Source organism: Streptomyces sp. NPDC021224, assembly GCF_044332905.1.
Classification (GTDB): Bacteria; Actinomycetota; Actinomycetes; order Streptomycetales; family Streptomycetaceae; genus Actinacidiphila.
Genome location: NZ_JBIRPW010000027.1, coordinates 40,377 through 66,579 on the forward strand (window position 1 = coordinate 40,377; position 26,203 = coordinate 66,579).

The 26,203-nt window shown below is 71.5% G+C and carries 26 protein-coding genes, 1 pseudogene and 2 CRISPR repeat arrays; of the genes and pseudogenes, 9 read left to right on the forward strand and 18 right to left on the reverse strand.

Features of this window, described 5'->3' with window-relative positions:
* Position 1: 1 nt before the first annotated feature.
* Entirely contained in the window at positions 2-715 is a 714-nt protein-coding gene (locus ACH4PY_RS35895) for a hypothetical protein (RefSeq protein ID WP_398192712.1), read from the forward strand.
* On the opposite strand, the gene ACH4PY_RS35900 is transcribed toward ACH4PY_RS35895, so the two are convergent.
* The 15 genes from ACH4PY_RS35900 to ACH4PY_RS35970 form a co-directional block, all read right to left on the reverse strand.
* Positions 698-3,367, reverse strand: coding sequence for a hypothetical protein (locus ACH4PY_RS35900; RefSeq protein WP_398192713.1), 2,670 nt, complete (start codon positions 3,365-3,367; stop codon positions 698-700). The two genes, ACH4PY_RS35895 and ACH4PY_RS35900, sit on opposite strands and share 18 nt — an antisense overlap.
* 8 nt (positions 3,368-3,375) lie before the next feature.
* Complete coding sequence (locus ACH4PY_RS35905) at positions 3,376-3,804, reverse strand: pilus assembly protein TadG-related protein (protein ID WP_398192714.1); 429 nt, start codon at positions 3,802-3,804, stop codon at positions 3,376-3,378.
* On the reverse strand, positions 3,801-4,235 hold the full coding sequence (locus ACH4PY_RS35910; RefSeq protein WP_398192715.1) for a TadE/TadG family type IV pilus assembly protein: 435 nt from the start codon (positions 4,233-4,235) through the stop codon (positions 3,801-3,803). Before ACH4PY_RS35910 ends, ACH4PY_RS35905 begins: the two co-directional genes overlap by 4 nt.
* The gene (locus tag ACH4PY_RS35915) at positions 4,232-4,594 is read right to left on the reverse strand and encodes a TadE/TadG family type IV pilus assembly protein (RefSeq protein ID WP_398192716.1); all 363 of its coding nucleotides are present in this window, start codon (positions 4,592-4,594) and stop codon (positions 4,232-4,234) included. The genes ACH4PY_RS35910 and ACH4PY_RS35915 overlap by 4 nt, the downstream gene beginning before the upstream one ends.
* A gap of 61 nt (positions 4,595-4,655) precedes the next feature.
* A complete protein-coding gene (locus ACH4PY_RS35920; RefSeq protein WP_398192717.1) occupies positions 4,656-4,841 on the reverse strand; it encodes a hypothetical protein in 186 nt (61 codons plus the stop codon).
* Between the two features lie 36 nt (positions 4,842-4,877).
* Complete coding sequence (locus tag ACH4PY_RS35925; RefSeq protein ID WP_398192718.1) at positions 4,878-5,777, reverse strand: type II secretion system F family protein; 900 nt, start codon at positions 5,775-5,777, stop codon at positions 4,878-4,880.
* A gap of 6 nt (positions 5,778-5,783) precedes the next feature.
* On the reverse strand, positions 5,784-6,647 hold the full coding sequence (locus tag ACH4PY_RS35930) for a type II secretion system F family protein (RefSeq protein ID WP_398192719.1): 864 nt from the start codon (positions 6,645-6,647) through the stop codon (positions 5,784-5,786).
* Positions 6,644-8,014 (reverse strand): CpaF family protein, encoded by a 1,371-nt coding sequence (locus tag ACH4PY_RS35935; protein WP_398192720.1) that lies wholly within the window; start codon positions 8,012-8,014, stop codon positions 6,644-6,646. The genes ACH4PY_RS35930 and ACH4PY_RS35935 overlap by 4 nt, the downstream gene beginning before the upstream one ends.
* A complete protein-coding gene (locus ACH4PY_RS35940) occupies positions 8,011-8,814 on the reverse strand; it encodes a hypothetical protein (RefSeq protein WP_398192721.1) in 804 nt (267 codons plus the stop codon). The genes ACH4PY_RS35935 and ACH4PY_RS35940 overlap by 4 nt, the downstream gene beginning before the upstream one ends.
* Entirely contained in the window at positions 8,811-9,338 is a 528-nt protein-coding gene (locus ACH4PY_RS35945; RefSeq protein ID WP_398192722.1) for a hypothetical protein, read from the reverse strand. Before ACH4PY_RS35945 ends, ACH4PY_RS35940 begins: the two co-directional genes overlap by 4 nt.
* A 249-nt stretch (positions 9,339-9,587) precedes the next feature.
* Complete coding sequence (locus ACH4PY_RS35950) at positions 9,588-10,574, reverse strand: hypothetical protein (RefSeq protein WP_398192723.1); 987 nt, start codon at positions 10,572-10,574, stop codon at positions 9,588-9,590.
* A gap of 14 nt (positions 10,575-10,588) precedes the next feature.
* Positions 10,589-11,017 (reverse strand): hypothetical protein, encoded by a 429-nt coding sequence (locus tag ACH4PY_RS35955; RefSeq protein WP_398192724.1) that lies wholly within the window; start codon positions 11,015-11,017, stop codon positions 10,589-10,591.
* A 373-nt stretch (positions 11,018-11,390) separates the two neighbouring features.
* Positions 11,391-11,696 carry a MazG-like family protein gene (locus ACH4PY_RS35960; protein WP_398192725.1) on the reverse strand — a complete coding sequence of 102 codons (306 nt, stop codon included), beginning with the start codon at positions 11,694-11,696 and terminating at the stop codon, positions 11,391-11,393.
* Positions 11,697-12,004: 308 nt separating this feature from the next.
* Positions 12,005-12,826: a CRISPR direct-repeat array (repeat unit 29 nt; unit sequence GTCCTCTCCGCGGGAGCGGAGGTGTCCCG).
* Between the two features lie 161 nt (positions 12,827-12,987).
* Positions 12,988-13,227 (reverse strand): DUF397 domain-containing protein, encoded by a 240-nt coding sequence (locus tag ACH4PY_RS35965; RefSeq protein WP_398192739.1) that lies wholly within the window; start codon positions 13,225-13,227, stop codon positions 12,988-12,990.
* Between the two features lie 7 nt (positions 13,228-13,234).
* Positions 13,235-14,125 (reverse strand): helix-turn-helix domain-containing protein, encoded by an 891-nt coding sequence (locus tag ACH4PY_RS35970; RefSeq protein ID WP_398192726.1) that lies wholly within the window; start codon positions 14,123-14,125, stop codon positions 13,235-13,237.
* 265 nt (positions 14,126-14,390) lie between these two features.
* Here ACH4PY_RS35970 and ACH4PY_RS35975 point away from each other — a divergent pair, with 265 nt between their 5' ends.
* The 7 genes from ACH4PY_RS35975 (at position 14,391) to ACH4PY_RS36005 (ending at position 22,748) form a co-directional block, all read left to right on the forward strand.
* Positions 14,391-14,894, forward strand: a complete 504-nt coding sequence (locus ACH4PY_RS35975) for an ATP-binding protein (RefSeq protein ID WP_398192727.1) — start codon at positions 14,391-14,393, stop codon at positions 14,892-14,894.
* Between the two features lie 745 nt (positions 14,895-15,639).
* Positions 15,640-15,822 (forward strand): FxLD family lanthipeptide, encoded by a 183-nt coding sequence (locus tag ACH4PY_RS35980; RefSeq protein WP_031520580.1) that lies wholly within the window; start codon positions 15,640-15,642, stop codon positions 15,820-15,822.
* 74 nt (positions 15,823-15,896) lie between these two features.
* Positions 15,897-17,933 (forward strand): lantibiotic dehydratase family protein, encoded by a 2,037-nt coding sequence (locus tag ACH4PY_RS35985; protein WP_398192728.1) that lies wholly within the window; start codon positions 15,897-15,899, stop codon positions 17,931-17,933.
* Positions 17,930-19,000 carry a lanthionine synthetase C family protein gene (locus ACH4PY_RS35990; RefSeq protein WP_398192729.1) on the forward strand — a complete coding sequence of 357 codons (1,071 nt, stop codon included), beginning with the start codon at positions 17,930-17,932 and terminating at the stop codon, positions 18,998-19,000. Before ACH4PY_RS35985 ends, ACH4PY_RS35990 begins: the two co-directional genes overlap by 4 nt.
* Before the next feature lie 33 nt (positions 19,001-19,033).
* Positions 19,034-21,088 (forward strand): methyltransferase, FxLD system, encoded by a 2,055-nt coding sequence (gene fxlM / locus ACH4PY_RS35995; protein WP_398192730.1) that lies wholly within the window; start codon positions 19,034-19,036, stop codon positions 21,086-21,088.
* A 6-nt stretch (positions 21,089-21,094) separates the two neighbouring features.
* Positions 21,095-22,198 carry a hypothetical protein gene (locus ACH4PY_RS36000; protein ID WP_398192731.1) on the forward strand — a complete coding sequence of 368 codons (1,104 nt, stop codon included), beginning with the start codon at positions 21,095-21,097 and terminating at the stop codon, positions 22,196-22,198.
* A gap of 64 nt (positions 22,199-22,262) precedes the next feature.
* Positions 22,263-22,748 (forward strand): hypothetical protein, encoded by a 486-nt coding sequence (locus ACH4PY_RS36005; RefSeq protein ID WP_398192732.1) that lies wholly within the window; start codon positions 22,263-22,265, stop codon positions 22,746-22,748.
* 105 nt (positions 22,749-22,853) lie between these two features.
* Positions 22,854-23,919: direct repeats of the CRISPR family, unit length 29 nt; unit sequence GTCCTCTCCGCGCGAGCGGAGGTGTCCCG.
* Between the two features lie 105 nt (positions 23,920-24,024).
* Here ACH4PY_RS36005 and ACH4PY_RS36010 read toward each other — a convergent pair.
* A complete protein-coding gene (locus ACH4PY_RS36010; RefSeq protein WP_398192733.1) occupies positions 24,025-24,732 on the reverse strand; it encodes a DUF2637 domain-containing protein in 708 nt (235 codons plus the stop codon).
* Positions 24,733-25,060: 328 nt separating this feature from the next.
* On the reverse strand, positions 25,061-25,333 hold the full coding sequence (locus ACH4PY_RS36015; protein WP_398192734.1) for a hypothetical protein: 273 nt from the start codon (positions 25,331-25,333) through the stop codon (positions 25,061-25,063).
* On the opposite strand from ACH4PY_RS36015, the pseudogene ACH4PY_RS36020 reads away from it, so the two are divergent.
* A pseudogene (locus ACH4PY_RS36020) lies at positions 25,334-25,626 on the forward strand (transposase); the annotation flags it as partial.
* A gap of 6 nt (positions 25,627-25,632) precedes the next feature.
* Here the strand turns inward: ACH4PY_RS36020 and ACH4PY_RS36025 are convergent.
* Positions 25,633-26,043, reverse strand: coding sequence for a hypothetical protein (locus tag ACH4PY_RS36025; RefSeq protein WP_398192735.1), 411 nt, complete (start codon positions 26,041-26,043; stop codon positions 25,633-25,635).
* Positions 26,044-26,203: the final 160 nt, after the last annotated feature.

A 26,203-nucleotide genomic window follows, 5' to 3' on the forward strand; every position in this document is an offset into this window, starting at 1 on the left:
CGTGGAGATCGCCGAGATCGTACTGGCGTACATCAGGACGCTCACTTGGCCCGCTGTCACCGTCACTCTCATCTACCTGCTACGTGATCATTTAACCGGGCTCGTTGACAGAATCCGGGTCATCAGCACGCCTGCTGGCGAACTCGAATTCGCCGCTGACGTGAACCAGCTCCACGAGGCGGTCGTCGAGGCCGCGGACGAAGACGACCACGCCGGTACGGGCTCCGACGCCGCACATGGCGGTGACGCTCAGCGGCCCAGCGCGTTCGACGCACTTCGCGATGTCGCCGTCACCGCCCCGGAAGCGGCGATCATGGCAGCGTGGCGCCGCGTCGAACTACGGCTCTCCGAGGCGCAGCAGATCGTCGGGGACAGCACTCCGTACGGCGGTGAGCCGTCCTACCGCGTCTTCCCCATCACCCCACGACGGTGGGCGGAGCGCCTGGTCGCGGCCGGTCTGGACGCCGACGTAGCCGATCTCATCGCCGAACTGGTCGCCCTCAGGAACCGTGCCGCCCACTCGATCGACATCTCGGGGATTTCCGCCATCGAGTACGTGGAGAGCTGCGCTGTGGTGTGGGTCCTGCTGGGCCGCTTCATGGCTGCGCGGCAAGAGGCCAACCCGCCCGCGCACCGGCCTGACTCCGCGGTGCCGGAACAGGGCGGCGTCCGCTCCCGCGGGAACCGGCGCGAGACATCAGGATCCGACGGCTGATGTCGGTGGTGCCGGCTTTCGGTTCTGCCGGGCACGGAGCTCGGTGAAGAGGGTGCTGGTCTCGGCGGAGGGGCGCTCGTCGATTTCGGCGAGGACTGTGGCCAGGAGGCTCTCCGTGCGGGGGACGGCGTCGTGGTGGCCGAGGCGGGTCTGGAGGCGGGCGATCGCGCGGTAGACCGCCTCGTTGTACGGGTCGAGGGACCGCGCGCGTTCGAGGAGGCGGAGAGCTTCGTCGGGGTGCATGGGGCGGACGTCGCGGATCAGGGCGCTGAGGGCGTCGAGCAGGTCGCGGCGGAGGGCTTCGCGGGGTGCTTCGATCCACTCGGCTACGACGTCGGTGGCCAGATCGCCGGTGTAGAGGGTGAGGGCCTGCTCCACTGCCGGGCGCCGGGCGGGTGCGTCGATGCGGGCGGCGCGGAGGGCGTCGTTGAGGGCCCAGAGGTCGACCGAGGCGCGGTGCGGGTCCAGGGCGTAGACGCCGTCCGTGTTGAGGGTGACGTCGGTCTGCTCGTCGTGTGTGGCGGTCCGCAGTGCGCTGCGCAGTTGGCTCAGGGTGGCGTGGAAGCTGTTGTAAGGGCGGGTGCGCGGCGCGTCAGGCCAGATGGCCGCGCCGAGGGCTTCTCTGCGGACGCCGTCGGGGTGGAGGGCCAGGTAGGTGAGGAGTTCGCGGTGTTTGGGGGTCAGGGATGAGGTGAGGTCGGCGTGGGTGTCGCCGTCGGGGAGGTGGTGGGTGAGGCGGACGCGGCCGAGGAAGGTGAGTTCGAGCGGGAGCCGCGCGTCGTCCGGCTCGGGTTCTTCCGCGGCCGGTGTCGGCTCACCCTCGTCGGGGGCTTCCGGGCTCGGGCCCGACACGATTGGGGCCTGCTGGGGAGCGGCGTCTGACGGGGATCCCGTACCCAGCTTGCGCCGAGGCCGCCGCGCCTCCGGCGGGGCGGGGTAGGACGGCGCTGGGCGGTGGCCGTTCGACGGGCGGGGAGCGGTCACGGCAGCGAGGGCGGGCGGTTGCGGAGATGTCGGTGGCGCTGCCCGGATGAGGAGGTCGAGCAGATCCCGGGCATCGGCGGCGGGCAGGTGAAAGAGGCGGGCGCCGGTGAAGGTGGCGGCGAGGTCCGGGCTCGTCGCCGTCACGGTGCCGTCGGCGCGGACTCGGAGGGTGCCGCCGGGCAGCCACTGGCCGAGGAGAACACCGGCGAGATTCAGGCTGGAGCCGTTGTCGAGTACGGCTTGGAGCCTCCGGTGGGTGGTGGTGTTCGGTGCCGCGACCAGGACGAGCTTCCGGGACGCGGAAGTGTCGCCTCCGTCGGCAGCCATTCGGGTCCGGCTGAGCAGCTCGCTCTCCAGCAACGCGAGGGCGGCGTCCAGGTCCTCGACGAGCTGAAGGCCGGGTACGCCCGCCGAGGCCGCGCCGTCGAGGAGGAGTTCGGCGCCGGCGCGCGGAGTCACGATGCCTGCGTCCTGCTCGGCGAGGAGCGATACGAGCAGGGCGCGTGCGGCGTCGATGGTGCCCGGGCCGATCAACCCGAGCCCGCGGGTCCCGGCCAGGTCCCATGCGAGGGCTTGTCCGTCGCGAACGCCGACGGTGTGGGTGGCCATCGGCGCACCGGGGCGGAGAGCGGGTGCGCTGTCCGAAGCGGCCCGGTCGTGGGCGATCCGCAGCGCTCGTACGACCGGCGCGACGGCCAGGTCGTCCCGGTCGCCGCTCCCGGGCTCGTAATGGATGCGGCGGCGCAGGAGGACGGTGGCGAGGGCACCCGCCGCGATCGCTGCCAGAGCTGCTCCGACGAAGCCGCCGCTGGGCAACGCGATTCCGGGGCCGTGCGAATCGTGTCGGCTCTCATGTGGAGCTGGCGTTCCTGCCCTCGTCGGCGAGGGCGGCGGGCTCGGCCTCGAAGGGGGCGACGGGGCCGCGGTGACCGGCGGACGTGTGGGCGTACGGGGCGGTAGCGCCGAAGTGGTGGGAAGGCGCAGGATCCAGCCGGGGCGGATCAGGTGGGGGCTGGTGAGGGTTCGGCCGTCTGCCTGGGGGCGCCCGCGGTTGAGGGCGTAGATCTCGGGCCAGCGGCTTCCGTCGCCGAGCTCGCGGTCGGCTATGCGCCAGAGGCTGTCGTAGAAGCCGTCGCGGGGCGCTCGTACCTCGACGGTACCGGAGACGCCCCGGCGATCGGCGATGGTCACCGGCGTAATACCGGGCTTGGCCGGAGCAGTCGCCGCTGCTCGTGTCGGCGCGGGTGCCGCGGAGACGGATGCGGCGGGACGAAGAACGAGCAACGACAGCACCAGGGTCCCGACGAGCGCGGCAGCAAGCGACGGGAGCGGCCCGGCAGTTGGCAGGACGGACACCGGCAGCCCTCGGGCCGCCCCTACTGCCGCGCGGGCGACGTCGAGCACGAACAGCGCCCAGCAGGGCCACAGAACGCACGCCAGCACGTCGGCCAGGAAGCTCGTGCTCATCGGCGTGGTGAGTACGACCGTCACGTCCTCCCGGGTGGGCACGTCATGCGGCAGCGGCCAGCCGATGAAGTGCGCCAGCCCGTACGGCAGCCCGGCGACAAGGACGGTCAGGGACGCGACGGCGAGGAGCGCTCGTACCGCACCGCCCGCCTGTCGGAGGGCCAGGCGGTGACGGCCGTACGCAGTGGGCTGAGCAGACATGCCGTGCCTCACGAGTCGGGAGCGTTGATGCCGCGGACGGGGTGGGCGGAACCCGTGGCGGTCACGGTCAGGGTGTGCAGGCCGGCCACGTTGAGCAGTTGGGTGTGCTGGCGAGCAGTGACCGTGACCGTCACGGCCTCGGGGGTGGCGGTCACCGTCCCCTGGTCGCCGGTCGCGGCCAGGTAGCGCAGGGCGAGCACGCGGGCCTGGGCGGGTACGAGGCGTACAGTGCCGTCGCGCCGGTAGGCGGCGAGGTCCAGCGCTTGCGCGCCCGCCCTCGCTGCTTCCTGCGCCTCGCCGAGGGCGCGCACTTTCGCCGCCAGCGCGAGGCCGCCGTCCAGGACGAGACCGGCGAACATCACGACGGCGGCGGCGAAGACGACCACGAACGTCGTCACCTGCCCGCGGTCGCCGCGCAACGAATCCTCCGCTCTCACGGTGCCGTTCCTCCCGTCGAGCGGTAGGTGTCCACCGGCGCGGTGAAGTGCGCGGTGACGGTGGTGGTGCCGGGGAGGTGGAGCAGCACGAGGTCCTCCAGGCCGACGGTGCAGGTCACTGTCACGGTCACGGCCGAGCCCGGGGCGAGGCTGCCGCGGGTGGTCACGGTGACGGACCGGCAGGTGATGCCAGCGTCGCTCAGCGCGGCTGTGGCGGTCGCGCGGGCGTCGGCTGCCGCGGCGGACGCCGTACGGTCCGAGGTCGCCGCTCTGGCGCCCTGGTGCGCCGCGTCCTCGATGCGCAGCCGGGTGTCGGAGGCCCGGCCGCAGTAGATGAGCAGCCAGAACATCAGGACGAGGACGGGCACGCCGAGGACGAGTTCGACCGTCGCCGAGCCCGAACTCCCCCGCGCGCCTTCGCCGCGGTTCACCGCGTGCCGACCACGGGGCGGAAGCGTTCGACGGGCCCGGCGGCCGTGGCCCGTACAGGGAGGTGGACAAAGGGGACGACGCTGCTCGCGGTGCCGCTGATACGGACCTGGGCGCTGTCGGCCCCGCGGCTGACGCTCACCTGCACGGATTGCAGCGGCCCGCGGCCGAGTTGGTCGAGGACCCGGTCGGCCTCGGTCTGCCCCTCCGCGGCAGTGCCCCCCTGGACGCGCGTGGCGGCCAAGGCATCGGCGGCGGTGGCCTGCGCGATGTGGGTCGCGTGCCACCACACGGTGACCTGGGCCAGCAGGAGGACCAGGGTGAACAGCACTGGCAGGACGAACAGCGTCTCCGCGGTCACCGAGCCTCCGTCGTCCCGGCGAAGGCACGTCCACAGCCTGTGGAGGGACATCATCGGCCGCCTACTCGAAGCTGATGTTGCGGGCGGCGTCCAGGATCTTGGGCCCGAACAGCGCGGTGACGGTGAGTGCGAGGGCCGCCAGGAAGGCGATCCAGATGACGTGTTCGGTGGTCACCCCGCGGTCGTCCGCGGCGAGCCCGTGCAGCCTGGTGTTGAGTCGGGTCCACAGGGAGGTCAGAAGGTCCACGTCGGGTGTCCTTTCGGCTGAGCTGACCTACCCCGGTCACAGGGAGGCGGTGATCTGGGTGAGGGCGGGATAGAAGACGAAGACAACGAAGCCGATGGCCATGACCATCCCGGGCAGTGCCATCCGCTCGGTGGCGGCGTTGGCCGCGCCCTCGGCTTCGGCGCCGGCACGGTGGCGCATGGCGGCGGCTTTCGCGGCGAGGGAGGCGCGGACGCGAGCGCCCTCGGTTCCGGCGAGGGACAGCGCGGCGGCGAGTTCGGAGAGCTCGGCGATCTGGAGCTCGGCGCCGAGTTGCGCGAGCGCCGACCACGGTGACGAGCGTGTGAGGCGGGCGGTGTTGAGGGCCCGGCGAAGTTGCCGGAAGGCCCAGCCTTCGCCGATGGCCGCCGCGTCGGTGAGGGCGCCGTCGACGCCGGCGCCACCGGCGAGCAGGACGTGCATGAGGTCGAGGTAGGCGCCGAGCGCGTGCCGGAACGCGGCGCGGCGGCGGGCGGCCTCCTGCCGTACGGTCACGTCCGGCAGGAGGAACCCGCCGACAGCGAGGGCAAGGCAGCCGGCCAGCGGCATCTGCCACGGCAGCGGACGGCCGCCCAGCACCAGCAGCACCTCGACAGCGCCCGGCAGCAGCAGGCCCGCGACGGTGAGCGCGGCCTTCTCCGCGAGGAAGGCCTCCGGCGATCGCTCAGTGATCGCCAGGTCCCCGGCGATGCCGTGCCCCGGCAGTCCGAGCGCGCGCAGAAGGCCGGTGAACGGGCTGCCGAGACGTGCCGCCCAGCCGCCTCCTTCGGTGCCGAGGAGGATGGGCGCCGGCTTGGGCGGTGTGCGGAGCCGGGAGACGAGTTCGGCGAGTGGGGGCCGCGGCGGTACGAGCCATACCGCCGTCGCCCACAGGCCGCAGCCGAGTCCGGCGCCCAGCAGGACGAGGAGCGGCAGCATCTCAGCTCATTTCCTGCTCGGTTGCGGGGCCGTGCCCAGCGCGGTGAAGAACCGCTCGGGCTCGTCGAAGTGCGCCATGCGGTGCAGCCACGCGAAGCCGGCGGAGAACAGGCCGCCGATCAGCAGCAGCACGAGCTGCCCGGTCGCCGTGTCGTACGGACTGAGGAAGGCGGGGTTGAGCACGATCAGCCCGCCGGAGAAGAACAGCGTCGTCCCGACGACGACCCGGGTCGTGGTACGCGTACGGGCCCGGTTGGCATCGATCCGCTGGTGCATCTCGACCTGCGCGCGGGCCGTTGCCGCCAACTCCCCCAGCAGCGGGGAGATCCGGCGGGCCTCGTGGCCCGAGGCCAGGACGAGTGCGGCGATGACCAGATCCGCGGTCGGGTCGGCGAGTTCCTGGGCGAGCTGCCGCAGAGCGTTCGGAAGACGCTCGCCCGACTCCAGCCGCGCGGCAAGGTCGAGGATCTGCGGTCGTACGGATTCGGGTGCGGTCGCAGCCGTCGCCACGACGGTCTGTTCCAGCCCTGCGGCGGCGGCGAGGGTGTCGCGCAGCATCTCCGTCCATCCCGCGATGCCCTCGATCCGCGTGGTCCGCTCCCGCGTACCGTCGGCTCCGAGCATGCGCGGCAGCGACCACACAGTGAGCACCGCGAGCAGGCCACCGACGATCCAGCCCGTCAACAGGGCGGCGAGCAGGCCGCCAGCCGCGGAGGCAGCAGCCCACCGCGCGACGTGTGCCCGGCGCGGCTTGCGGGCCTGGGGCGGCTCCGCCGGGACGTCCGGGGTGCGCCACGCGCGGAGGAGCACGAGGATCCCGGCGCCGAGGCCGAGTCCGAGCAGGCCCAGCAGGGGCACGTAGCCGTTCACGTACGCCACCACCCGGCGCGGTGGAAGGCGTCGGGGTCGAAGCCGGCGGCGGTCAGGTCGTCGACGGTGGTGCTGCGCAGCGGCGCACCGGGCACGGCGCGCAGGTCGGGGCCGGGGCGCAGCACCTCGTTGGAGATGATCTGCCGCTCGTCGGCGTCGACGACCTCGCGGACCGATGACACGACGCGCCGGGCGTGGTCGCCGCGCGGCTTGTCCAGGTGGACGACGAAGTCCAGCGCCGACGCCACCAGCAGGTTCGTCGCCTCCAACGGCAGGCGCTCGGGCCCCTGCACGGCGTAAGCGGCGAGCTTGGTGAAGGCGCCGCGGCTGGTCGAGGAGTGCAGCGTGCCCATCGAGCCGTCGTTGCCCTGCGACATGGCGTTGCACATCGGGATCACCTCGGGCCCGCGGACCTCGCCCACGATGACCCGGTCGGCGGACATGCGCAGCGCCCACCGCACCAACTCCGCCTGGCTGACGGTCCCCTGGCCCTCGATGTTCGCCTCGCGGGCCTGCATTGCGACAACGTCCGGGTGCGCCGCGGGGTCGCGGTCCAGGCCGAGCTCGAAGACGTCCTCGATGGTGATCAGCCGCTCCCAGGGCGGGATCTCGGCGGCGAGGGCCCGGAGCAGGGTCGTCTTGCCGATGGCTGTACCGCCGGTGACCAGAATGTTCTTACGGGCGCGCACCATCGCGCGCAGCAGCTGCTCCGTGCCGGGGTCGACCGTGCCGTTCGCGCGCAACTGCGCGAGGGTGACGTGCGCGAAGCGGTGTCGGCGAATGGACAGCGACGGCCGTGCCGTTACCGCCATCACCGCGAACGCCCGCTCCCCGCCCGGGAGCTGGAAGCCCACGCCCGGGTTCCCGCGGTCGAAGCGGCGTTCCTCCACCCCCGAGCGGGCGGCGAGGTCGCGGATCAGCTGCACCAGCTCGGCGTCCGACGCCGTCACCGGCGGCAGCTGCTCGCGGCGGCCGTCCGCGTACCGTACGAAGACCCGGTCCCCGGTGACGTTGATGTTCTCGATCTGCGGGTCCTTCAGCAGCGGTTCGAGCCCGGCCAGGCCGAAGACTTCGTCGATGACGGAGGCGATGACCAGCTCCTCGACCTCCGGTGCGACGACGGGACGCCCGTGGGTGAGCATGGCCTGGGTATGCGCCTCGGCTGCGTCGGTGAGGATCTGCCGGGCCAGCGCCCGACGTTCTGCCTCCGTCATGGCCGGCCTGTGGCCCGCCTCGTCCGCGCGGATGCGGTCGGACAGCTCCTGCGACAGCTTCCGGCGAAGTTCCTGCCGCAACTGCTCAGGGGCGTTGTGCGCGGTGCGGTGGGGGTCGAAGCCCTCTGCGTACGTCGACTCGGCGTGGCTCATCGGCTCGCCCCGCCCCATACCGTGCGCGGGTCGGACACAGCGCCGGCCGCGCTGCGGGAGCGGTGCCGCCGATACGCGTCCGCGCGGTGCGCCACGGATGTGGTGATCGGCGCAAGCGCCCGGAGCAGTGGCGACTTCTCGGGCGCCGGCCGGCGGACCGGACGACCGGCCAGGGCCGCCGCTCCCCTGGGATCGTCGGGCAGCCTTCCCAGCACCGTGACGTTCAGCGCCTCGGCGACCTCCGGTGTGGGATAGCCGTCACCGGCGAGGACGAACAGCGGGTCCCGCAGCCACGAGGGCGCGCGGGCCAGCAGCGTGGCGAGATGGGAGAGCGCGTCGTCCCGGGCGTGCGACAGCAGCAGTACGGCGTCCGCGCCTCGTACGATCCGCATCACGGCCTCGTCGCCGGAGAAGCGACCGCAGTCCGCAATCACGACCGTTCCGGCACGGTCGGCCGCCTGCCGCAGCACATCGGCCTCTCCCGCTCCCGCACCGAGTTGGGCGAGGGCGGCACGGGCCTGGTCGCCGCCGGCCGGGCCCACGACCACGGGCAGCCCGCCGGGAAGGCGCTGGGTGTGCTGCCACAGCAGTCCGGCGTCCGCACCGTGCCGGGCTGCCGCGGCAAGGCTGACCAGACTCGGCGAGAGCTCCAGCCGGAACCGGGCCAGCAGGTCCCCGCCGGCCGCGTCGCACTCCACGACCACCGGCTGTTCCCCCGAAGGCCAGCACACCGCCAGACCGAGCGCCGTGGTCGTCACCCCCGGCGAGCCCTTCAGACTGAGCAGCGCGACCAGCGTCACCGTCCGCCTCCCGGCACTTCCGGCACGATGACCACGCTGATCTGCCCGGCGGGCTGTGCGGCGAGCGCCTGCGCGTCGGCCTGCGCCATCTGGATCGAGACCACGGTCGTCTGCTCGGTCGCATCGTTCCGGACGCCGGTGACCACACCGCTCCAGGAGGAAGGGCTCGGCGCCGTGCCGCTCGCGGCGTCGGCGGGCGGCGCGACCACGACGGCCACCCGGTTGCCTGGCTGGAGGCCCGGCGGGAACTGCCCGGCTTTCAACCCCACGGCAGCTTCTGCCTGCCCGGTCGGCGGCACTCGGGCGCTGCCGAGCAGGGCGCTGGTCAGCAAGGTGCCCGCGGGCAGGCTGTAAGCGGCCGGACGGCCCTCGACCCGTGCCCTGGAAGCGGCGGGCAGGATCTGGAGCCCCGTGTCGCCCGGCACGCTGACTTCCTTCAGGTCCCGGGCCGAGAGCTGCTGGCCGACCACCACGGGCCGGGCCAGCGCGAGCACCTGCTGGCGGTGCCCGAGCTGCAACGCCACTACGACGCCACCCGCAGAGCACCCCGCCACGAGCAGGACGCCCAGCAGGAGATAGGGCAGTCGCCGCCGCCGCGTAACTCCGACGGGCCGCCGAAGCCCGCCGGGGGACCGGGAGTTCGCCGGGGCCGCAGGTGGAGGAGGTACGTAGGTGCTCACCGAACACCGCCTTCCGGGCGCACGAGGTCGTCGCGCCGCGCTCCCTGCACCGCGGCTGCGTCATCGGGGGGCGGCGCTGGGCCGCCGCGTTACTCAACCGCTGTCGTTCAAGCCCTGGCTCTCCGCGACCCGGAACGCCGAGTCCGACACTGTCGTCAGGTCGGGGAACACGCCGTTCTCCCCCGCACCGGACCACGTCACCGTCCAGTGCACCGTGGCCGTCACCGCGTACGCGCCGCCCGGACGCTCGGCGGACGAAGTGCGGTACGTGTGCCCGCAGTCCGGCGACGCGCTCTTCGGCCCCGCGGACGGCTTGTACGCCGCCCCCGCCCCCGAGCACGTCACCGTGGAGCCGTCGCCCAGCTCCCACACCACCGAGACCGGCCGGGCCACCGCCGTCACGGAGACGCCCGGTACCGACGCGGTGGCCGACACCGACTTCCACCGGCCGCGGTCCAGCCAGAGCCACGTCGGCAGGCCGACCAGTTGCTCGCCCGCCGGGCTCGACTCCACGGTCGGCGACGGCAACCGCAGCTGCTCGTACGCCGCTCGCGCCAGCTCGGCCGGATCCGGGAGGGCGGCGGGCTGCGCCGGTCGCCGCGGGGCGTCGGGAATCCACACCGGCGGCCGGTAGAAGGCGTCCCGTACGCCGTCCGCGCTGCACTTGTACACGTACCAGGCGCCCGGCCGGCCCGCCTTGGGGCCGTCGACGGGGACGGCATTCGCCGGTGGGGCAGGACGGTAGACCGCGGGCACTGCGTCGTTGCGGGCACCGCTGTAGCCGGTCTGCAGGACTCCGGGCGGCGGGACGTAGTCGCTGCGCTGGTAGGAACAGTCCGCGAGGTTCAGGTCGGGGTTCGGGTCCTTCGGCCTCGTGTGCGCGCTGCCTCCGGAGGCCTTCTTGTGTCCGCGCGGGGGGTGTCCCGCGTCACCGTGGTCGCCGCCTTTGCTGGAGCCACCGGTTCCAGCTCCGAGCGAGCAGCCCGCGTACGTCGACTGCGTGCAGTCGACACTCCCCCACCCGTCCGCGGCGGCGGGCAGGGCGGATATGCCGAGCAGCACGGCCGTAGCGGCGCCCACGGCAAGACCCCGCCTCAGCACGACCCCAGCCCCTCGACCGCGAACCGGGCGACCTTCCATGTGCCGTCGGCCTGCCGTTGGACCTCGGCCGTGATCGCTCGCCGACCGCCCTTGTCGCCGACCGGGCTGTTACTGCCCTCGCGGTACTTGAGCCACCCGGTCGAGTCCCCACAGTCGGAGACCGTCACGGTCGTCGGCTCCGTCGCGGGCACGGCCGAGGTCACCTTGGGGTCGTCCTTCGGCGCGCCCTTGCTGACCAGGCCGTTGAGGTGGTCCGCGTACAGACCCCGGGAAATCGTCGACAGGGCATCGCCGGTGGCGTGGTGGGCGAGCAGCGGCGACTTCCAGTCCGAGGTCCCGCCGGCGGTGGCCATGTCCTGCCACATCCCCAGGTATGCCGCGGTGGCGGCACGCCTGGCGGCGGCGTCGGAAGCTGTCGGCACGGCCGACCGGGTGACGGGCGAACTCGGTGCCCGCGTCACGTCTTTGCCAGCCGGGGGCGAGTCCTCGGTGGAGTTGCAGTCGGCGAGGGCAAGCCCAGCGATCACGGTGAGACCGATCAACAACGGCGTCCGGCAGCGCCGTAAGGCCCGTGAGGGCACCGCCATAGCCACACCCGCCTCACGCGTAGTCGAGATGCTCACCTTGCGGTCAGCAATCCCTATCCCCCCGCCCCGTTCCCGCTGCAAGGTGGGAACGGGGCTATGCACGCTCCCACTTTTGTGTGGGAACGCCGACTTGGCGAAAAGCCTGCGCTCCAGAAGCCTTCGTGGCTGAATCCGGCAGGCGCGGTCTCCGGAACCGGAACGTACGAGTTCAGTCGTCGCTGGACCTGATCGGCACCCCGTCCGCATTCCGCTCGTACGTCCTGCGGACGTTCTTCTCGATCTTGCGCGCCAGCTCGGCGTCGAGGTCCACCCCGTTCATCTCGGCGAGCGCCGCAGCGTAGAGCACGACGTCCGCCAGCTCTTCGCCGAAGTCAGGAAGCCGCTTACGCCACGCAGTGAACGCCTCCCCCACCTCAGCGGTGAGCAGGCCGAACTCCAGTGCCACGTTAGTGGTGTTGAAACCCTTGGCGTTCTTGTTCTCCCAGGCGAGCTTCTGCGCCTCTGCGATGTCCACGGCCCCTCCGGCGGCTCTGAGTTGGCTGCGACCCGCAGCCCTAGCGACGCCGTCCGGGAGCCCCGGGCGGAAGCGTCAGCCGTCACCGGTCGTGCGCAGCCCGGTGACGATGAGGGCCGAAAGCCAATTGCGGGAACCCGCCGCGCGGGTTCACTACGGCAGCTGCCCGCGTGGTGCTGATGGCCTCCGCAGCCGTAGGCTGACGTTCCATGTACCGACCTGACCCGGCCTGCGCCCGCAGCGCTCAGACGCGGCTGGATCCGAGCAAAGAGATTGCAAAGCCCCTCTGACGCCGCAGGTCACGAAGTGTCCTCTCCGCGCGAGCGGAGGTGTCCCGCTGGACACGCCCCTGCTTGTCACCCCGCTCCCGTCCTCTCCGCGCGAGCGGAGGTGTCCCGGTCCCGGCGCCCGCGGTGTACGCCGCGGGCGCGTCCTCTCCGCGCGAGCGGAGGTGTCCCGGTGCGCCAAGTACACGGTCATGCGGTTCCGCCGTCCTCTCCGCGGGAGCGGAGGTGTCCCGGCGCGGTGAACGTATGAATCCCGGCGGCCTGTGTCCTCTCCGCGGGAGCGGAGGTGTCCCGGCGCCGGCGAGCCCGTCGTCGTGCTCGGCGAGGTCCTCTCCGCGGGAGCGGGGGTGTCCCGGTCTCGCTGCGGTCAGGTCTCACAGGGGTATCGTCCTCTCCGCGGGAGCGGAGGTGTCCCGGATGGCCACTGCCACGGCCGCACCTTCGAAGGGTCCTCGCCGCGGGAGCGGAGGTGTCCCGCATTCCCATCGCGACCGGTGTCGCGTGCGGGTGTCCTCTCCGCGGGAGCGGAGGTGTCCCGGCCGTCCGCTTCACCGCCAACGGCGCTTCGAAGTCCTCTCCGCGGGAGCGGAGGTGTCCCGACGTCGCCGCCTGGGCTGTTGATGTGCACGTCGTCCTCTCCGCGGGAGCGGAGGTGTCCCGATGTCGGCGATGGTGGCGAGGAGGGCCTCGGCGTCCTCTCCGCGCGAGCGGAGGTGTCCCGGAGGAGGTGGAGGCATGGCTGGCCAGCGCACCGTCCTCTCCGCGCGAGCGGAGGTGTCCCGGGGTAGATGGCCCCGGCCTGGCTGGTCGGGCCGTCCTCTCCGCGCGAGCGGAGGCACCCCACCCCCTGGGCACCCGGCCCGGGGCGCCGGCCGTTGAGGCGAGGACGGGGATGGCCCCGGCGGCGGCCCGGACTCCGAGGCTGCGCACGGGGTTGTTGCCCCACCGGCGGGTACGGCGCGGCGCTCTTCCCCGGCGCCGCTGCCCCGTAGCGCAGTCGGGCCTCAGACTGTGCCGAAGTCGGCCCGGCCTGTGCGGATCAGGTCGACGAACTCGGCCCAGGCGGCCGGGCTGAAGGTAAGGGCCGGGCCGCTCGGGTCCTTCGAGTCGCGTACTCCGATGCCGCCGAGAACAGCGAGCGCGTCGGCGAACTCGACGCAGTTGTTGCCGGTGCCGTCGCTGTAGGACGACTTGCGCCAGGCCTCGTCGGGAAGCAGTTCGTTGGCCGGAACGTGAGTGTTAATGGCTCTACTACCTTCTTGCTAGTTCTTCCAGGAAGTCGATGGTGTCTTCGAGGCCCAGGGCCACACCCACCATCGCGTCGAACCGGCGGGTGAACCGATCGACCTCGCGGGGCTTGTCCGAAGTCGACACCGCGCCCCAAGCATTGTCCGTCTGCACCCGCGCAGGCAGCTCACCGAGGTCGAGGATCGTGAAGTCGTTGCTTGACCGGTAGCCGCGCTTGAAGGGCAGTATCTGGATCGAGACGTGGTCCTGCCGGGCCAGCTTGACGATCTCGGTGTACTGCTCGCGCATCACCTCGTCGTCTCCGACGGGAATCCTGAGCGCCGCTTCTCCGAGGATGACGCGCAGCCGGACCGAGTCGTCGCGCCCCAGGACGCGGCGCTTGCGCTCCATCCGAAGTTCCACGTTGCGCCGTACGAACTCTGCCGTGGTGTCCTCGACGGGCCGCTGCACTTCGAAGAGCGCCCGAGCGTACGCCTCGGTCTGGAGCAGGCCGTACACGACCGTCGGGTGGTAGGCGCTGATCATCATCGCCTCGGCTTCTAGGCCGACGTAGTGCGGCATCCCGGTCGGCATGAAGCTGCGGTACTGCGTGAGCCACTCGTCGTTCGCGCTCTCCCGGTTCAGCTCCAGCAACTGCTCGACGAGCGACTCGTCGATGACGCCGTACCGCCGCAGCAGCGTCCTCAGGTCCCCGGGGTTCCGGCGAAAGTTCAGCTCGCCGTTCTCGATCCTGGCAAGGCTCGGCTCGGAGAGCGCCTTGAGGCCGCGTACCGCCGCCTTGCGGGTCATCCCGCGGGCTCGGCCCTCCTCGACGGGCGGGCAGTTTTCCCGGAGTTGCTTGAGCTGGATGCCGAGCTCCAGCCTCCTGCCGCTCGCACCGCGTTTCGCTGCCATGTGTGCACTACCCCCAAGCACTTGTGCATGCTCTCTACCACTGTGCGCAGAGTGTCGCATCCTCTGCGTCGCCGCCACATCCTTCTGCGCAACCTCACGAATAGTCCTTTTTTGAGTTGCGCAGAAATTTCAGTGGCGATCCAGTTGCAACTCTACGAGGGGCTGCGCCACCGTAGTTGGGCCCGCACAAGACCTGACGAAGGGTCGGCTGCCAGCGGCCCATGAGCCGCGCCGTCGCCCGTGAGTTGCCGAGAGGTGAGGGGAAATGGGTGCTGTTGCCCCCGGTCTGGAGATCCTCGCCGAGCTGCGCGCGGGGAACCCGGCAACCGCCTTGTCGGGCATACGGCAGATGCTCTCGTTGACGGTCGACCGTGAGCCGCTGTTAGGGGGAGCCGAGGTATCCGAGACCACGGCCGCCTGGGTCCCTCGACTGCGCAGAATTGCCCGCGCGAAGCTGTCGCTCTGGGGCTTGCCGTCGGTGATCGACAGCTCGCTGTTGCTGATCAGCGAGCTGGTCACGAACGGGCTGCGTTACGGGGCCGATCAGCAGATCGCGTTCCGCATGGTGCTGGTCGGCGACTTCCTCGTCGTCGAGGTCGAGGACGGGTCTCCCACCCGGCCGAGCATCCGCGCCGCGGACTCCGATGCGGAGAGCGGCCGTGGCCTGCTCCTGGTGGACGCCCTCGCGGACGACTGGGGCGTCAGCCAGGACGGCACACGAACCTGGTGTGCTGCCCGCGTCCCCACGGACGGAGAGCTCATGCCGTGATCGCCGCCTCCATCCGAGCCCCGCCCGACGGAATCTGCCGCCGCGCTGCCGCCGGCTTCGCGGCCTGCCGCCTCCGTGGGCTGGTGCGACAGCCCCCTCACCACTGCCGAGCTTTCGAACCCCATAAGGACCCTCCAGCCCGATGTCGGCACCTTCCCGTGGCCAGTCCCACCCCCGCGTCCCCGTCTGCGGAGCTCTCACGCTCCTTCCCCGGCACCTGGCAACGCTGGCACTCTCCTTCGCCCTTCCTGGAAGCGCGAAGGCGGAGGACGTCGAGCGGAAGCTCCGATGCCCTCTCGGCACTCACTCCACCGGCGACCACCATGCCTTCGTGCTCCACCTCGACGGGTGCGAGACCGGCGCCGTCTGGACCAGTTGGGCCGAGGGGCACCTTCCCGTGGTTCTGGAGGTGCGGGACGACTGCGACGCGGTCAGCCCGTCCGCCCACGGCAGCGAGCCGTGTTGCGAATTCGCGGGACACCCGGGTGGGCACACGTTCGAGGTGGACGACCCGTCCTTGCCCCAGGCCCCGTGATCAGGCGGCCCGCGGCGGCGCCGACGCTCCGCTCCGTCGGGCTCAACGGGCCGGCCCCCGCCCCGCTGTGGCCGACCCCGTTCCTGTGTTTCATCCCCGATGATCTCCGGGCGTCGAGTCCGAACGTCGACGCCCGGTCCCCGAGCCCCTGCCCTGCACGCCAGCAGGCACAGGCCAGGTTCACCGCACCTCAAGTGGAAGGACATGCAGATGACCACTGCTACCCAGGCCTCGGCTCCCGCGCCGAGCGCCCAGGTCCCCGACGACCCGTTCGAGCTCGACATCACCTTCATCGAGAACACCCCGGCCAGCGAGTCGGTGCTGATGTGCACCACCGGCGACAACTGCGGCTCGTCGTGCCCGAGCGCCTGCGGCGGCTCCTCGGTGGAGTAGCAAGGTCCGTCTGTGCGTGCTGGGCGGGTTCCTCCGCCCAGCACGCACCTTCGTACAAGGAAGGAAAGCTCCAGATGACGCGCGCGCGAGCCAGGACCTACCGAGGCGTGGCCGACGGGATGCTGCGGGCCGCGGCGAGCGTCGCCGGCCCGACCGTGCCGCCGTGGCCGGCGGCTGACGCTCCCGTGGACGACTGGCGTGCATGGCTGGCCGCGGTGTGGGGCGATGACGCCTTCCGGCAGGCCGTGACCGGTGCCAGCCCCGACCTCACGCGCAAGGTCGAGGGGATTGTCGCCGGGGACTCGGTGCCGACACGCCGTGCGCGGCGTGCGGCCCTGGCCCTCGCCCGGTATGCGATCCGGTACACCGGCCGTTCCACCCCGTTCGGGCTGTTCGCCGGGGTCGCACCGCTCCGCTTCGGCGCCGGGGCCGAGGTGCGCGTCGGGGACCGGCACCGGGCCGTCGCCCGTCCTGATCCGGTGGTTCTGGACGAGGCCGTCAGCAGGTGGGAAGCAAGCAGCGAGCGAATGGCCGATGTGGAGGTGTGCGTCAACAACCTCGCCCGCCTGCAGGACGGACGCGTCGTCGTCCCTTCCGAGGGGGCAGCGGAGATCTCGCTCGTGATGTCGCCCGCGGTCGCCCTGGTGCTCGACGCTGCACGGGCGCCGATCCGATGTGCGGGCCTGGCGGAGAAGCTCGCCGCGGAGTACCCGCGCACGTCCGAGCCCGCTCGGTCCCGGCTGCTCGCCCAGCTCCTCCACGTGCGGCTCCTGCGCTCCGCGCTGCGCGCTCCCGCGACCGTCGTCGATCCGGCCGACGTGCTGCCGGCCGCCCTGCGCGACGAGGTTCGGCGCGGGCGATCCGCGGCGGATCTGCGGCTGGATGCGACTGTACGGTTACCCGAGACGGTGCTCACCGAGGCGGAGACCGCCGCGACGCTTCTCGCCCGGCTCGCGATGCACCCGGCGGGCACCCACGCGTGGCGCGACTACACCAAGCGGTTCATCGCCCGCTACGGCGAGGGCGCCGAGGTGCCGCTGGAGCTGGTGACGGACCCTGGTCGCGGCCTCGGGCTGCCCGTGGGCTTCGGCGAGGTATACGCGCCGCCCCGCGTGATGACGCGGCGGGACCGTCTGCTGCTGGAACTGGCGGGGACGGCTGCCGCCGAAGGCCGCCGCGAGGTGGTGCTGTCCGGCGTCCTGATCGACGAGCTGGAGGCCGCCGCGGGCACGCGCCGGATCGATGCGCCGCACCTCGAACTGTGCGCGCACCTCAGGGCCTGCTCGGTGCACGCCCTCGACCGGGGTGACTTCCGGCTGGAGGTCTCGACCGTGTCTCGCGGAGTCGGCACGATGACCGGTCGGTTCTGGCACCTCGTCCCGGACGCCGCCACGGCCTGTAAGGATCTGCCCACGGTTGAGGACGGCTCGGAGCTGTTGCAACTGTCCTTCCATGCCGGACGCGTCCCGTTGGACCTGCTGACGCGGGCTCCGCAGGCTCTTCCCCGAGTGCTCAGCGTGGGTGAGTTCCGACGTCCGCGGGAGGGGGTGCTGTTCCCCGCGGATCTCGCTGTCCGTGCGCTCGGTGGTTGTCTCCACCTCGTCGAGGCCGCGACCGGCACGCGCATCGAGCCGGTCACGCCGACCGCCGTCAACTTCGTGTGGAACAACTGCGCCCCGCCGCTGGCCCGGTTCCTGGCCGAGATCAGCAGGGCCGGTGCGCCGCAGGTGACGTGGTTCGACTGGGGAGCGGCCTGGACGCTTCCCGTCCTCCCCGCCTTGCGCTACCGGCGCACCCTGCTGGTGCCCGCACGGTGGAAGCTCCGGGCCCGGGACCTGCCCGGCCGTAGCGCGTCGCTGGGCGAGTGGGCCCGGGAGTTACACGCGTGGAAGAGCCGGTTCAGGCTGCCCGACCGTGTGCTGCTCGCCGAGGACGACATGCAACTCCCCCTCGATCTGCGTCAGGACATGCATCTGGACCTGCTGCGCGTGCACCTCGCCGGAAGCGCGGCCAGCGCCGCATCCCTCTACGAGGCTCCGCCGCAGGATGCGGACGGATGGATCGGCGGGCGCGCCCACAGCATCGTCGTTCCCATGGCGGCGCGCTCGTGACGGCGAAGGCCCTGCCCCGGACGCAGGATCTGTCCGAAGGCCCGCTCGGGACAGCGCTGCTGGACATCGAACGCGGCAACCTGCCCGCCGCGCACCAGCATCTGGCCCGAGCAGTGGCAGGCGGTGTCAGCGCCGGCGGCAACGCATCGCTTTTCCACGGTGCCCCCGCGCTGGAGTTCGTCCTCGGCCGTACGGGACGCGTCCGTCCCGACGTCCGTGCCACGGTCGATCGCGTCGTGGATACGCGGCTTGCCGCCGCTCGTGCGCGACAGAATTGCGGCGAGCTGCCGCATCTCGCGGAGTTCGACCTCGTGCGCGGCCTGACCGGGCTCGGCGCGCTGCTGCTCACCCGTGGGGAGACATCCCGACGGTTGGAGGACGTACTGACCTACCTCGTGTCCCTGACGCGACCGGTCCGGATCGACGGCCGGCAGCTGCCCGGGTGGTGGTCCGCAACCGGGCCCGGCGGCGAGGAGATGCCCGGCGGGCACGGCAACAACGGCATGGCGCACGGCATCTCCGGAGTCCTCTCGGTCCTGTGCCTGGCCGCCGGGCAGGACGTCCTGGTGCCGGAGCAGCACGAGGCAATCGAGTTGATCGCGAACTGGCTGGACGTCTACGGCGGGTCGTACTGGACGACACGCGCCCACCTGAACGCGGGAGGGCCATCGGGCCATGAGCCCGCCCGCCCCTCGTGGTGCTACGGCCTGCCCGGGATCGCCCGCGCGCAACAGCTCGCCGGGCTCGCACTGGACGACCCCTACCGCCGCCGGGCGGCGGAGGACGCCTTCGTGGCGATTCTGTCCGACCCGGCGCACCTCGCCCGCATCACCGACGCCTCGCTCTGTCACGGCTGGGCGGGCCTGGTGACCCTGACCCGTGCCGTCACGGCCGACAGCCTCGTGCCCGAGCGCTTCACCCCTCTACTGGACGACCTGCTTCGACGCCTGACCGCGGACCTGGACCAACTGCCGAAGCCGGGGTTCGTCGAAGGCCGCGCAGGAGCACAGCTCGCGCTCGACGGGACTGACACCACGGGCTGGACGAAGGCCCTGCTCATCACCTGATCCGCACCGACCGAAAGGAGCGCGGAGGCGCGCATGGACACCGACGACGAGAAGATCCCGATCGCTCACGAAACAGCCTGGTGGCACGTGAGCCTGGCGTTCCCCGGTGGCACGGTCACCCCGCAGGGGGCCCGAGCCCTGCATGCGGAGTTATGCGATCAGCGGTTCCATTTCCTCCGGAAGGACGCCGGCCTGCGGCTGCGCACGGAACACCCCGTCCTCGACCTCCTGGAGAAACTCGTCGCTGACGGGCAGATCAGCGGCTGGACCGGCGGCATCTACGAGCCCGAGACCCATGCCTTCGGCGGTCCGGACGCCATGGGACTCGCGCACGAGCTGTTCTGCGCGGACTCGCGCTGCGCCCTGGCGCAGGTCGGCGTCCCCGGGGGCCGCGAGCGCTCCGTCCTGCTGCTGTCCGCCATGTTCCGCTCTGCCGGGCAGGATCCCTTCGAGGCCGGGGACATCTGGGCGCAGCTCGCCGCCCTGCGGCCGCCCGCCATCCCGCCCACCGGCTCGGCACTTGGCCGTGCGGTGACGTCGATGCGGCACCTGATGACCGCGGACGCTGCGCGCCGACAGAACCCTGAGCCCGGCTGGACGGACCGCGTGGCCGCCTTCGAGCGCACCGGGCGGGAGCTCAAGCAGCTCGCCTCTGACGGACTACTGACCCGCGGCCTTCGCGCGGTCCTCGCCCACCACGCCATCTTCGCCTTCAACCGCGCCGGCGTACCCGCCCACCAACAGGCCGCCGCAGCCTGGTTGGGCCGCACCGTGGCCTTCCCCGAACGAGCGGAAGACGCCGTGTCACCCCGCCGGGCCGCCCGCACCGCCCCTAGCCTCACCGAAATGGAGAAGACGCTGACCCCCGAAAGCACCACCCCCGCCGCCCTGCGCGAAGCGCTCGTGAACCGCCTCACCGAAAGCGGCCACCTGCGTACCCCCGAGGTCACCGAGGCCTTCCGGACCGTCGAACGCCACCGGTTCCTCCCCGGCGTCGACCTCGAAGGCGCCTACGCCGAGGACGCCACACCGATCAAGCACGGCGAGCGCGGCGAGGTGCTCTCCTGCATCTCCGCGCCCCAGATCGTCGCCATCCAGCTGGAGCAGCTCGGCGCGAAGCCGGGCGACCGGGTCCTCGAAGCGGGGGCCGCCACCGGCTACAACGCCGCGCTGCTCGGCCGGCTCGTCTCCCCCGGCGGGCACGTGTGGACGCTGGACGTCGACGCGGACCTCGTCGAACGCGCCCGCACGACCCTTGCCCGGACCGGGGCGCAGAACGTCTCGGCAGTCCTCGGCGACGGCGCGGCCGGCCTGCCCGAACACGCGCCGTACGACCGCATCCAGTTCACCGTCGGTGCGGGCGACGTGCCGGTGAGGATCCTCGACCAGCTCGCGCCCGCAGGCCGCCTCGTCCTGCCGATGCGCATCCGCGGCAGCATCTCCCGCTCCTTCGCCTTCGAGCGCGACGGCGACGTGTGGAGGACCGTCTCCTGCGAGATGGCCAGCTTCATCCCGCTGCGCAAGGGCGTCTGCGACGACCTCCGCACTGTCGTACCCCTGGCCGGGGAAGGCAACGTCCGCCTGGAGACCTTCAGCGAGCAGCAGGTCGACCGCGACGCGATCCGTACGGTCCTGGACACCCCGTCGACCGAGGTCGACACCGGCGTGGTGTTCCGCAAGGGCGCGCCCTTCGAGTGGCTGTACCTCTACCTGGCGTGCGTCCTGCCGAGCGGCCTGTCCCGGATGCCGGGCCAGCGCCCCGGCTTCAGGCCGCACTTCTTCTGGGGCTCCATGGCCGCGCTCGACGGCGACAGCCTCGCCTACCTGACCATGCCCACCGGCGAGGACGAGCATGGCTGGTTCGGCGCGATCGGCGTCATCGGCCACGGCCCGCGAGGTGCGGAACTCGCCGACCACGTCGCCACCGAGATCCGTACGTGGCACGAGGGCTGGGGCAACGACGGGCCCGAGCCGTCCTTCCGCATGGCCGTCGGCACCGCCCGCGACCAACTCGCCCCCACCGCGCCGCGCTTCGTCATCGACAAGGCGCACAGCCGCCTCGTCGTCGACTGGCCCCGCAAGAGCTGACCGCGGATGCTCCCCGCGATAGCACGCCGCATCCCGCTGGTCCGCCGTCCCAAGCGGCCCGCGTTACCGCTGGACGAACGCGTCGCCCACCTCACCCGGGCGGCTGTCGCGCCCGCAGGTGCCGACCACCGCGACACGGTGGCCTGCACCTGCGGGATCCTCAACATGGCCGCCCTGATCGCTTCCGACGTCGGCATGCCCGAACTCGCGGCCGAGCTGTGCTGGCGGCAGCACGCCGCCTTCGCCGACGCAGGACGCCTCACCGGCGATGTCGCGTCGATGTCGCTCATGCCCCTGATCAACGTCTCCCGCCTGCTGACCCGCGCGGGCGACGGCGAAGCCGCCTACGACGTTCTCGACCGGCTCCACCGTGCCGCTGTTGCCCGAGGCACTGCCGAGTTCCACGGCCACGCCGTCGACCTCTCTGCCCTCACCACCTCGGATACGGACCACCGCAGGATCGTCCGCGAGCTCTGGCTCGCCCTCCTGACGGACGGCGCGCGGGCCTTGGCCCGGACCGGCCGCTGGACGGAAGCCGCCGAAGCGATGGCCGCACACCGCGGCATCGGCAACCGCCTGCTCGACGGACGCCAGATCAAGGTCATGTCGCTGATGGAACGCGGCCTCGGCCAGGAAGCCCGCGACCTGATCAGCTCCTCCGCGATCTGCGAACCGTGGGAGGGGACCGTCGGGGCCCTCCTGAGCGTCTGCTGCAGCCCACGAGACATCGGCGTTCAAGAGGGCGAGCTCGACCGCGCACTCCGGCTGACACAGGCGCTGCTGGCCTCTCCGGACCCGGAAACCGCCACGTTCCAGACGCGAGCAGCGCTGAGCGCGCTCGAACTCCTCAAGGACCCGTCCGACCCCCGCGCCGACCGACTACGCGACGGCGCCGCCACCGCGGCCCGCCTGGACGCCCACGCAGCCCGAGAACTCCTCGACCACCCCGCGAGCACGGACCTCTCCGAGCGGCAGAAACAGGATCTGCACACCACCGTGTCGCGGGCGGGCGTCGGCACGGGATACCTGCCCACCATCCACGAACAAGCCATTACAGCAGCCGTCGACCGGGCCGACGCCGCACTCCGCCAGCAGCTCACGCACGTATGAGGCAGCGGGTCCAGTCGCTCGAAATCAGGCTGCGCTCGCGGGGCCTTGGGAGCAGCATGGCGGGATGCCAGACCTGCTGTGGGAAGACGTCACGGATATCTTCGCCCCCGAGCTGATGGGCGCTCTGCCTGATGGGTGCGTGTCAGGGGCCTCGGTCGAGGACTGGCAATCGGTGTTCGATCTGGTCCGTTCGTGCGGCTGGGCATGGGAATACTCGACCGACGGCGCCGTTGGTCCGCTGCCCTCCGCGGCAGAGGCGCTGACACATCATGCCGACGCGGTGCTTGCCGAGTTGCATGTCTGGCCAGTGCCGGACGTGCTGGTGATTTTCCGCCCGATGTCGACCGAGGAGATCGACTTCGACGTCGACCTCCGGGAGCTTCAGGGCCAGGAGGGGGTGAACGTGCTGTGCCAGTTCCTGACCACGCTCGGTCGCCACCTGGGCAAGTCGGTGGTGATGACGGCCGAGGGCGACTACGGGAACCCGGTACTCGGGTTCGATCCCGCGGCCGACCGCGTGGTGCTCATGGCGGCCCCGGCCGTAGGCTGACGTTCCATGTATCGGCCTGACCCGACCTGCACCCGCAGCGGCCAGACGCGGCTGGAGCCGAGCAAAGAGATTGCAAAGTCCCTCTAACGCCGCAGGTCAGAAAGTGTCCTCTCCGCGCGAGCGGAGGTGTCCCGACGGTGGCCGGTGTGGCGTTCGCCAGGGAGGTGTCCTCTCCGCGCGAGCGGAGGTGTCCCGTGCCAGCCGTACACCTGAGCAACGAACGAGAGGTCCTCTCCGCGCGAGCGGAGGTGTCCCGACCAGCCCGCAATCATCCAGCAGACCCTCCAGGTCCTCTCCGCGCGAGCGGAGGTGTCCCGCGGGGCTTGTCGTACAGCAGCTCCCAGCCGGTGTCCTCTCCGCGCGAGCGGAGGTGTCCCGCGTTCGTGCAGGTGGGCCGGGATCTCGCCGAGGTCCTCTCCGCGCGAGCGGAGGTGTCCCGTCCGACGTCATGTTGGACGGCGAGACGAAGTTGTCCTCTCCGCGCGAGCGGAGGTGTCCCGGCGCTGGAGGACACGGCGTCAGGGATCGCGGGGTCCTCTCCGCGCGAGCGGAGGTGTCCCGCGAGAGACCTCTTCGGGTGTCGGCTCGATTTCGTCCTCTCCGCGCGAGCGGAGGTGTCCCGGTCGACGACATCGTGTCCGGGCAGGGCATGCCGTCCTCTCCGCGCGAGCGGAGGTGTCCCGCCTCGATGAGGTACGCCGGCGTGACTCCCATAGTCCTCTCCGCGCGAGCGGAGGTGTCCCGCACAGGCGGTGCTCGGCGTGGTCATGCTGCTCGTCCTCACCGCGCGAGCGGAGGTGGCCCGGTGCTCCCCGAGTGGCCGTGCCTCAGGAGTGAGTCCTCTCCGCGCGAGCGGAAGTGTCCCGCGGGCGTACCGCGAGATGTACGCCGAGCTGTCGTCCTCTCCGCGCGAGCGGAGGTGTCCCGGTGACGCCGGCGCCGGAGCCGGGCTCCAGTACGTCCTCTCCGCGCGAGCGGAGGTACCCCTCCCACGTGTGCCTCCTACAGGGCTGCGATCATGTCCTCGCCGCGCGAGCGGAGGTGCCCCGGAGCCCGTCATGACCCCCAAGACCCCCGCCGAGTCCTCTCCGCGCGAGCTGAGGTGCCCCGTGGCTGGCGGGCGTCGGTGTTTGGCGTCACCGCTCCCCTCCGCGTGAGCGGAGGTGTCGCGACCGCAGTGCGGCCAGTCGACCACGAGCAATTCGACCGGGACGTCACCCTCCAGCCTTCGTGAGCGGCATCGGTATGGCCTATACGAGGTCTCCGGGACCAGCCGTCACCCTTCGATCGCGCCCTCCTGGGAGGGAAGGCGTCCGGTGCGGCGCCACTGGGCCAGGACCGCGCGGCCGTAGTTGTTGGTGCCGATCGCGCGGTCGAGCTCGGCGCCGCTCGGGGTCCGGCCCTTCGCGTGCTCCTGCTGAAAGTAGGACCACATCGCCTCTTCCGCGCTCTTACCGTTTCTCGAACGGCCTGTGCTGGCGGGACGGGACTCTCGCGGCATGCTCCTCTCGGCGGGCTCGGGAACGCCCGAGGGCCGGGCCGCGCTCTCGCGCCCGGAGGCCGGTGTCTCGGCCCCCTCCAGTGCGCCCACCGCCCCGGCTCGCTCCACCCGCCCCGCGCCTGTCGCGAGCAGCTCCACCGCCAGCAGCAGCGCCACCGGCGGCCACCCCGCCACCAGGACCGGCTGCCAGGCCAAGCGCGGCGCCGCCGCCACGTTCGCGGCCAGCGACATCGCGATGCCCATACCGAATGCCAACCGCACCGCGTACCGGGTACGCCGACGACCCGCGGCCTGGGGCTTTAGTAGCCCGATAGTCGCCAGCACCAGCAGGCCGTCAACCGACAGCGGCCACAGCGACGCCCCCGCCGGGTCCGCACCGCCGTCGAGGGCGAAGGTCCGCTGGTGCTCGTACGAGGCGTAGGCCGCCACCGCCGCCACAACGACTGCGCACGCACGCCGCGCCCAGACGTCGGGCGCGCTCACCTCGCGCCCCTTCCCGAGCCGCTCGCCCCGCCCCGGCGCCGACGAGGCACCTCGACCGTCGCCGACAGCGTCAGTGAGCCCTTCGGTGCCTGTGCCGTGGCTGGCGGCATCCCGTTGGGGGTACCACAAAACCCTGCACGTCCGGCATCTCGTCCGGGTGCGGGCATGTCCTCCTCGATCCTTCCGGCGGCCGACGCCAGGTCCGGCATCGCCTCGGCGGGCAGGGTGACGCTGATCGTCACTGCGTCCGAGTCGAGATGGAGCTTGATCCGGAGCCCGATGATCTCGAACAGCGGTCGGAGAAGACGTTCCGGCGCTTTCGCCAGATTCAGGGCCAGGCAGGCTCCCCGATCTCCGCAACGAGCCGCATCTGGTCGGCTGCGAGCCGGTTGAAGCTCTCGCGCAGCCCTGCGGCAAAAGGGTCTCCGGGGGCGCGGTCCTGGGCCTGGGCGAGAAGGTTGGCCTGCCGGCGGGTGGTCTCGTCGAGACTGCGCTGCAGGCGCTCTTGCTCCCGGTCTCGCTGCCGGGCGACGGTGTCGTCGCGCGCGGCGAGTACGGTGAGGAACAGCTCTCGGCGGTGGGGGCCGAAGAGGCGGTTCACGTCCTCGGTGACAAGGGCTACAGCTCCCGCGCGATCCGCACCTGGCTGCGGCGTCGGGGCATCGCCCATACCATCCCCGAGCGGGCTGACCAGGTACGAAACCGGGCCCGGCGCGGCAGCCGCGGCGGCCGCCCACCGGCCTTCGACCGTGAGCTCTACAAACGGCGCAACGTAGTGGAACGCTGCTTCAACCGGTTGAAGCAATGGCGGGGCGTCGCCACCCGATACGACAAGACCGCCGAGTCCTACCCCAGGCGGCTGTCACCCTCGCATCACTCCTGATGTGGGGGTGACAGCCCTTAAGGACCCTCTTCGGCATAGCGGTCAGTTCGAGTGAGGACCCCGGTAACGGACCATTCGAACGGCTCTCGTTCGGTGCGCGGCAGCGATACCTCGACCAGTTTGCCGTCGTAGATCATCCACAGACCGAAACAGTCATCTTCCTCGTCGCGAACGAGGACTTGAACGGAATGCGGATACGGCCAGGCGAGAGACTCAAGATGGCTCAGCAACCCGCGCCAGTTGTGGCGGATGAACTGGACAACCCACGCGTAACACTCCCGAGACTGCACGCGCGACCCATTGAACATGCCATCGTCCACACGCGTGAAGCACTGGTGCCAGTCCCGGTCCTCGTCAGGGCGGGTAAGGGGCTCCATGACCTCCTCAGCTTCTCGCGCCAGGACGATGACCTCTGCGAATCTACTCATCAGCCCATGATGGTTGCACCCTCGCCAGAGGGGGACCCAAGGACGATCACACTTTGACGACAGAGCCTAGTCTTCTGAGTCAGGAATTCGCTTCAAATATCCGGCGAGGCGCTCGAGGATGTCGTCGGCGGTCTTGGTCCAGATGTAGGGCTTGGGGTCG

Bases quoted from the DNA above. Each gene is read 5' to 3' on its own strand.
- ACH4PY_RS35900 (WP_398192713.1), bottom strand. From the start codon at position 3,367: ATGTCTGCTCAGCCCACTGCGTACGGCCGTCACCGCCTGGCCCTCCGA.
- ACH4PY_RS35925 (WP_398192718.1), bottom strand. From the start codon at position 5,777: ATGCTGCCGCTCCTCGTCCTGCTGGGCGCCGGACTCGGCTGCGGCCTG.
- ACH4PY_RS35935 (WP_398192720.1), bottom strand. From the start codon at position 8,014: ATGAGCCACGCCGAGTCGACGTACGCAGAGGGCTTCGACCCCCACCGC.
- ACH4PY_RS35970 (WP_398192726.1), bottom strand. From the start codon at position 14,125: ATGGCAGCGAAACGCGGTGCGAGCGGCAGGAGGCTGGAGCTCGGCATC.
- ACH4PY_RS35975 (WP_398192727.1), top strand. From the start codon at position 14,391: ATGGGTGCTGTTGCCCCCGGTCTGGAGATCCTCGCCGAGCTGCGCGCG.
- ACH4PY_RS35980 (WP_031520580.1), top strand. From the start codon at position 15,640: ATGACCACTGCTACCCAGGCCTCGGCTCCCGCGCCGAGCGCCCAGGTC.
- ACH4PY_RS35985 (WP_398192728.1), top strand. From the start codon at position 15,897: ATGACGCGCGCGCGAGCCAGGACCTACCGAGGCGTGGCCGACGGGATG.
- fxlM (WP_398192730.1), top strand. From the start codon at position 19,034: ATGGACACCGACGACGAGAAGATCCCGATCGCTCACGAAACAGCCTGG.
- ACH4PY_RS36000 (WP_398192731.1), top strand. From the start codon at position 21,095: ATGCTCCCCGCGATAGCACGCCGCATCCCGCTGGTCCGCCGTCCCAAG.
- ACH4PY_RS36005 (WP_398192732.1), top strand. From the start codon at position 22,263: ATGCCAGACCTGCTGTGGGAAGACGTCACGGATATCTTCGCCCCCGAG.
- ACH4PY_RS36025 (WP_398192735.1), bottom strand. From the start codon at position 26,043: ATGAGTAGATTCGCAGAGGTCATCGTCCTGGCGCGAGAAGCTGAGGAG.